General features: G+C 73.2%; 8 protein-coding genes. 6 read left to right on the forward strand and 2 right to left on the reverse strand.

Translation table 11 applies throughout. From position 1 onward, the window contains the following. The first annotated feature begins 70 nt into the window (after positions 1–70). From HET64_RS05755 to HET64_RS05780, 6 genes are all read left to right on the forward strand, one after another. Positions 71–877 carry a metallophosphoesterase gene (locus HET64_RS05755; RefSeq protein WP_215102959.1) on the forward strand — a complete coding sequence of 269 codons (807 nt, stop codon included), beginning with the start codon at positions 71–73 and terminating at the stop codon, positions 875–877. A gap of 109 nt (positions 878–986) precedes the next feature. Continuing rightward, positions 987–1,436 (forward strand): SRPBCC family protein, encoded by a 450-nt coding sequence (locus tag HET64_RS05760; RefSeq protein WP_215102960.1) that lies wholly within the window; start codon positions 987–989, stop codon positions 1,434–1,436. A 5-nt stretch (positions 1,437–1,441) separates the two neighbouring features. Continuing rightward, positions 1,442–2,629 carry an ArsA-related P-loop ATPase gene (locus HET64_RS05765; RefSeq protein ID WP_215102961.1) on the forward strand — a complete coding sequence of 396 codons (1,188 nt, stop codon included), beginning with the start codon at positions 1,442–1,444 and terminating at the stop codon, positions 2,627–2,629. A gap of 83 nt (positions 2,630–2,712) precedes the next feature. Beyond that, entirely contained in the window at positions 2,713–3,192 is a 480-nt protein-coding gene (locus HET64_RS05770; RefSeq protein ID WP_215102962.1) for a DUF5304 domain-containing protein, read from the forward strand. A gap of 141 nt (positions 3,193–3,333) precedes the next feature. Beyond that, positions 3,334–4,275 carry an ROK family glucokinase gene (locus tag HET64_RS05775; RefSeq protein ID WP_018957442.1) on the forward strand — a complete coding sequence of 314 codons (942 nt, stop codon included), beginning with the start codon at positions 3,334–3,336 and terminating at the stop codon, positions 4,273–4,275. Positions 4,276–4,358: 83 nt separating this feature from the next. Beyond that, a complete protein-coding gene (locus tag HET64_RS05780; RefSeq protein WP_215102963.1) occupies positions 4,359–5,111 on the forward strand; it encodes an endonuclease/exonuclease/phosphatase family protein in 753 nt (250 codons plus the stop codon). Between the two features lie 10 nt (positions 5,112–5,121). Here the strand turns inward: HET64_RS05780 and HET64_RS05785 are convergent, their stop codons facing one another. Next, positions 5,122–5,817, reverse strand: coding sequence for a hypothetical protein (locus HET64_RS05785; RefSeq protein WP_215102964.1), 696 nt, complete (start codon positions 5,815–5,817; stop codon positions 5,122–5,124). Then, entirely contained in the window at positions 5,810–6,589 is a 780-nt protein-coding gene (locus HET64_RS05790) for a carboxylesterase (RefSeq protein ID WP_215102968.1), read from the reverse strand. Before HET64_RS05790 ends, HET64_RS05785 begins: the two co-directional genes overlap by 8 nt. Positions 6,590–6,612 lie beyond the last annotated feature (23 nt).

A 6,612-nucleotide genomic window follows, 5' to 3' on the forward strand; every position in this document is an offset into this window, starting at 1 on the left:
TCCCGACGTGGAAGTAACCGCAGGTCCGGACGGTCTACCAGCAGCGGAAGCGGCACCCTAGGGTGATCCCATGCGAGGCAGCGAACCGGACAGCCGGGGCCGGGCCGGGGGATCGACCCGGATTCACGTCGTCAGCGACGTACACGGGAACACCGAGGCCCTGGCCCGCGCCGGGGACGGCGCGGACGCCCTGATCTGCCTCGGTGACCTGGTGCTCTTCCTCGACTACGCCGACCACTCGCGCGGCATCTTCCCCGACCTGTTCGGCAGGGAGAACGCCGACCGCATCGTCGCCCTGCGCACCGCCCGCCGCTACGACGAGGCCCGCGCCTTCGGCCGCGAGCTGTGGGCGGGCCGCGACCGCAACACCGAGATCCTCGGCGCGGTGCGCAAGCAGTACGCCGAACTCTTCGCCGCCTTCCCCACTCCGACGTACGCCACCTACGGCAACGTCGACGTCCCCGACCTCTGGCCCGAGTACGCCCGCCCCGGCACCACCGTGCTCGACGGCGAACGCGTCGAGATCGGCGGCCGGGTCTTCGGCTTCGTCGGCGGCGGCCTGAAGACCCCGATGAACACCCCGTACGAGATCAGCGACGAGGAGTACGCCGCCAAGGTCGAGGCGCTCGGCCCGGTCGACGTCCTCTGCTCGCACATCCCGCCCGAGGTCCCCGAGCTGACGTACGACACCGTCGCCCGCCGCTTCGAACGCGGCAGCCGCGCCCTGCTGGAGGCGATCCGCACCACCCGCCCCCGGTACGCGCTTTTCGGCCATGTTCACCAGCCGTTGGTCCGCCGGATGCGGATCGGGACCACCGAGTGCGTCAACGTCGGCCACTTCGCCTCGACCGGAACACCCTGGGCGCTGAGCTGGTGACCGCGGGCGGCCGGGGCGTGGACCGGAGCGCCCCGGGCACGCGATAGCCTGCACAGCGGCAGGCTCCTGCCGAACGCGACCGGTTACACCGCACTGGAGGGCCACGGCGATGGCTGAACACACCAGCTCGAGCATCACGATCGAGGCGGCACCGGCCGACGTCATGAGCGTGATCGCGGACTTCGCCCGCTACCCGGAGTGGACCGGCGAGGTCAAGGAGGCCGAAGTCCTCTCCACCGACGACCAGGGCCGCGCCGAGCAGGTCCGCCTCGTCCTGGACGCCGGAGCGATCAAGGACGACCACGTCCTCTCCTACACCTGGACCGGCGCGAACGAGGTCAGCTGGAGCCTCGTCAAGTCCCAGATGCTGCGCTCCCTGGACGGCACGTACGCCCTCGCCCCGCTCGGCGGCGGCGAGCGCACCGAGGTCACCTACAAGCTCGCCGTCGACGTCAAGATCCCGCTGCTCGGCATGATCAAGCGCAAGGCCGAGAAGGTCATCATCGACCGCGCCCTCGCCGGTCTGAAGAAGCGCGTCGAGTCCGCACCGGGGAACTGAGGGCCGTGCGTACGGTCCTGGTCACCGGCCCCGGCGGCGCGGGCCGCACCACCGTCGCCGCGGCCACCGCGCTGGCCGCGGCCGCGAGCGGCAGCCGGACCCTGCTGATCTCCGCCGAGGCCGCACCCGGCTTCCCGGCCGCGTCGGAACCGACCAGGGCCGCCGACGGCCTCGACCACGCCCGCGTCGACTCCGGCGAGCACTTCCGCGCCGAACTCACCGAGCTCCAGCAGCGCGCCTCCGGCGTCCTGGACCTGCTCGGCGCCGGCCGGCTCGACGGCGAGGAGCTCACCGAACTCCCCGGCTCCCCGCAGCTCGCCCTGCTGCACACCCTGCGCCGGGCCGCCGAGGGCGACTGGTCCGGCTACGACACCCTCGTCGTCGACCTCCCGCCGCTCGCCGAAGCCCTGGCCCTGCTCGCCCTGCCGGAACAGCTGCGCCGCTACCTGCGCCGGCTGCTCCCCGCCGAACGCCAGGCCGCCCGCGCCCTGCGCCCGGTCCTCGCCCAGCTCGCCGGGGTCCCGATGCCCGCGCAGTGGCTGTACGAGGCCGCCGCCCGCAAGGACGCCGAGCTGGCCGCCGTCCAGGCCCTGATCGAGGACGGGGCCACCACGCTCCGCCTGGTCGCGGAGCCGGGACCCGCCGGCGAGGACGCCCTGCGCGCCGCCCGTACCGGCCTCGCCCTGCACGGACTGCGCGCCGACCTGCTGGTCGCCTCCCGGGTGCTGCCCCGGCACTCGCCCGACCCCTGGTTCGCCGCGCTCGCCGCCCAGCAGGAGAAGTGCCTGGACCACTGGCACCAGGAGATGGCGCCGGACCTCCCCGTGCACGAGGCCGCCCACCTGGGCCGCGACCCGCAGGGCCCGGACGACCTGGCCGCGCTGGAGATACCCGCCCCCGACGACCGGACGCCCGGCCGGGCCGAGGACCCCTGGTGGATCGAGGAGGACCCGGCCGCCGAGGACGGGACCCTCACCCTCACCTGGTGCCTGCCCCTGCCCGGGGCCGCCAAGGAGAACCTGCGCCTGGTCCGCCGGGGCGACGAACTGCTCCTGACCGTCGGCCCCTTCCACCGGATCGTGCGGATCGCCTCCGCGCTGCGCCGCTGCACCGTCTCCGGCGCGGCCCTGGCCGACGGGGTGCTGCGCGTGCGGTTCACGCCGGATCCGGCCCTGTGGCCGCGCACCTCCTGAACGGTCCGCGGCCATTCGGGTAACGTCGGTAGTACGTGTACCGCAGGCCGACCGTCGGCCGCCCCGCGTCGCAGGAGTCCGCCATGAGTGAAGCCACCGATCGTCCCGTCGACGGCGACGCGTGGGCCGACGCCTGCGCCGAGGACCTCGCGGCCGAGAAGGCCCGCCGCCGAGCCCAGTACGGCCCCCAGCCCGGATCCGCCGCCGAGGAACTGCGCAAGCTGGTCGACGCGGTCGCCGACAAGGTCTCCTCGCTCCAGACCCCGCTGCTGGGCACCGCCGCCCAGGGCGCCGTGCAGCAGGCCATCCGGCAGGCGAAGTCCGCCGTCGAACCGGTCATCGAACGCAATCCCCAGCTCTTCGACCACCTCGCAGCCGCGGGCAGCGAACTGCTGGCCGCCTATCGCTCCGCGGTCGAGGGCCAGGAGAGCCGCTGGACCCGCACCACGGAGGGAGCGTCGGGCGCCGCACGTCCCGCGGACCCCTCGAAGAAGGCCGCCGACGACCCGTCCGACCCCCGCGACGAAGGCCCTTCCGGCACCGAACGCATCGACCTGGACTGACCGGACGACCGGCCTGGACCGACCGGACGACCAGCCGGTACCGACCGGACACATCGGCCGGGACCGACCGGCCCCGGCCGGGCCGGGCCACGCCTCGGGTACGGTTGCCCCTAGCGGGGCTCGACCGAAACTGAGGGATTCATGGGACTCACCATCGGCGTCGATATCGGCGGCACGAAGATCGCGGCTGGAGTGGTCGACGAAGAGGGCCGGATCCTCTCGACGTTCAAGGTGGCGACCCCGCCGACGGCCGAAGGCATCGTCGACGCGATCTGCGCGGCGGTGGCCGGCGCGAGCGAGGGACACGAGGTGGAGGCCGTCGGTATCGGCGCCGCCGGCTACGTCGACGACAAGCGCGCCACCGTGCTCTTCGCACCGAACATCAACTGGCGTCACGAGCCGCTCAAGGACAAGGTCGAGCAGCGCGTCGGCCTGCCCGTCGTCGTCGAGAACGACGCCAACGCCGCGGCCTGGGGCGAGTATCGGTTCGGGGCCGGCCAGGGTCACGACGACGTCATCTGCATCACGCTCGGCACCGGCCTCGGCGGCGGCATCATCATCGGCAACAAGCTGCGCCGCGGACGCTTCGGCGTGGCCGCCGAGTTCGGCCACATCCGGGTCGTCCCGGACGGACTGCTCTGCGGCTGCGGCAGCCAGGGCTGCTGGGAGCAGTACGCCTCCGGCCGCGCGCTCGTCCGGTACGCGAAGCAGCGCGCCAACGCCACCCCCGAGAACGCCGCCGTGCTGCTCGGCCTCGGCGACGGCTCGGTGGACGGCATCGAGGGCAAGCACATCAGCGAGGCCGCCCGTCAGGGCGACCCGGTGGCCGTCGACTCGTTCCGTGAGCTGGCCCGCTGGGCCGGCGCCGGACTGGCGGACCTGGCCTCGCTGTTCGACCCGTCCGCGTTCATCGTCGGCGGCGGCGTGTCGGACGAGGGCGAGCTCGTCCTCGACCCGATCCGCAAGTCGTTCCGGCGCTGGCTGATCGGCGGCGAATGGCGCCCGCACGCCCAGGTGCTCGCCGCCCAACTCGGCGGCAAGGCAGGGCTCGTGGGCGCGGCCGACCTGGCCCGCCAAGGCTGAGCCACCCGGCTCCGTCCGTACACGACGCACGCCCGTCGCCGCCCTCCGGGGCAGCGGCGGGCGTCCGTCGTATCGTGGCCCGCATGGTCCTGACGCCACTGCCCGTCTCCCGTACCGAGCCGGACGGTTCAGCCGTCATCAGAGTGCTGAGCTACAACGTCCGGTCGATGCACGACGACACCGCCGCGCTGGCCCGCGTCATCCGCGCCTGCGCACCCGACCTGGTCCTCGTCCAGGAGGCCCCGCGCTTCTTCCGCTGGCGCAAGGCCGCGGCCAGGCTCGCGAAGAGCAGCGGCCTGGTGGTGCTGAGCGGCGGGGCCACCGCCGCCGGACCGCTGCTGCTGTGTTCGCTCCGGGTGAGTGTCGAGCGCACCGAGGACGTCCTGCTGCCGCTCACCCCCGGTCTGCACCGCAGGGGCTTCGCCACCGCCGTGGTGCGGATCGCCGGGGCCAGGCTCGGGGTGCTGAGCTGCCATCTGAGCCTCCAGCGCGACGAACGCCTCGCCCAGGCCGGCCTGTTGCTGGAACGGCTGGCGGCGATGGGCGTGGACCACGCCGTGGCGGGCGGCGACCTCAACGACGTACCGACCGGGAAGGCGTTCCGGCACCTGGCCGGGCCCCTCCAGGACTGCCGGGCCGTCGCCCCGTGGGGCGGCGAGCTGACCTTCCCGCCCGACGAACCCCGCAAGCGCATCGACGCCGTCTTCGCGACCCCGGGGATCGAGGTGCTCGGCTGCGGTGTGCCGAGCGGGCTGGACGGCGTGAGCGAGGACGACATGAGGGCGGCCACGGACCATCTGCCGGTCCTGGCCGCCCTCAGAGTGCCTGGCGCCTGACGATCGCGCCCTACACCACCGCGCCGCGCCCCGGATCGCCGTAGGTGTCGTCATCGTCGTCGTGCGGCATCCGGGCCACCAGGGTGGCGAAGCCGCCGAGGAAGCCGCCGACGCAGAGCGTGGTGAGCCACCACGTCATCTCCCAGCGGAACATCACCGCGATCAGCATCAGGACCGGCCCGCCGATCACCGCGAGCCAGGCGAACTTCGCCGTGACGTCGGCCTCCGGCAGCGGAGGCGGCTCCGGGGGCACGAAATGGCCCTCGTCCCCGTCGTCCGGCTCGCCGACGCCGTCGTCCTTGGACTCGGGCACCTCGTAGTCGCGGGGGCCGGCGACACCGGGCGCGAAGACCACGGAGCTGCCGAGCGGCTTCTTCTCCGGCGGCTTCGGGGGCGTCTTGCCCGACCCCTTGTCCGCCGGATCACCGGCGGAGCCGTCCTTCGGCCCCACCACATTGCGCTGATCGTCCTCCAGCAGGGCCAGGTCCTCGATGGACTTGAACGGCTTGGCGCCCGGCGGGTCCGGCGGCTCCTCCCCGTACCCCTCGACGATCGCGGCCCACGCCGCGTCCTCGTCGATCGCCCGCTCCTGCTCCGCTCCCTCCGCCCCCGCCGGCTTCGTCCCCTCCGGGACGGCCGCGGGCTCCGTGGGGCGCGGTTCGCGCTCCTCGTCGCTGCCTGTGCGTTCCGCGTCGTGCTCAGCCACCGGACGTGCTCCCCTTCATCCCGACGCTCGGTGCGAGACGGCCGATGAACCGGTAGCTCTCATCGAAGATCCGCTCCGCATCATGGTCCAACGTCGCCACGTGGTAGCTCTGTTCCAAGAGGATCTCCGAGACGTCCGTGGAGGAGATCCGGCTCAGGATCCGCGCGCTGTCCGCGGGCGGCACGACATGGTCCTGCGGGCTGTGCAGCAGGACCACCGGCTGGGTCACCTGGGGCAGCTCCCCGTCGACCAGCCGGAAGAACTTCCGCACCGAGTGCGCGGCGTGCAGCGGCACCTTGTCGTAGCCCACCTCGTGCGAACCCGGCAGCGCGATGTCGTCGGCCAGGCCCTTGGTCGTCCGCACCAGATGACGGGCCACCGGCAGGGCGTACGCCGAGAGGCCGTGCACCTTGTTGGCCGGGTTGACCAGCACCAGACCGCTGATCGCGTCCCCGTGCTTGGCCGCGAGCCGCAGGCTCAGCGCGCCGCCCATGGACAGACCGAAGACGAAGACCCGCTCGCACCTCTCCCGCAGCAGACGAAGCTCCCGGTCCACCTCCGCGTACCAGTCCTGCCAGCCGGTGACCGCCATGTCCTCCCAGCGGGTGCCGTGGCCCGGCAGCAGCGGCAGCGAGACCGTCAGCCCGCGCTCGGCGAGATAGTCCGCCCAGGGGCGCAGCGACTGCGGCGATCCGGTGAAGCCATGACAGAGGAGGACGCCGACCTCTCCGCCCTCGTGGCGGAACGGCTCGGCTCCAGGGAGGACCGGCACCAGGGTCTCCTGTTCGTGGGACG

Origin of the sequence: Streptomyces sp. McG3 (genome assembly GCF_018619185.1) — a bacterium.
Taxonomy (GTDB): Bacteria; Actinomycetota; Actinomycetes; order Streptomycetales; family Streptomycetaceae; genus Streptomyces.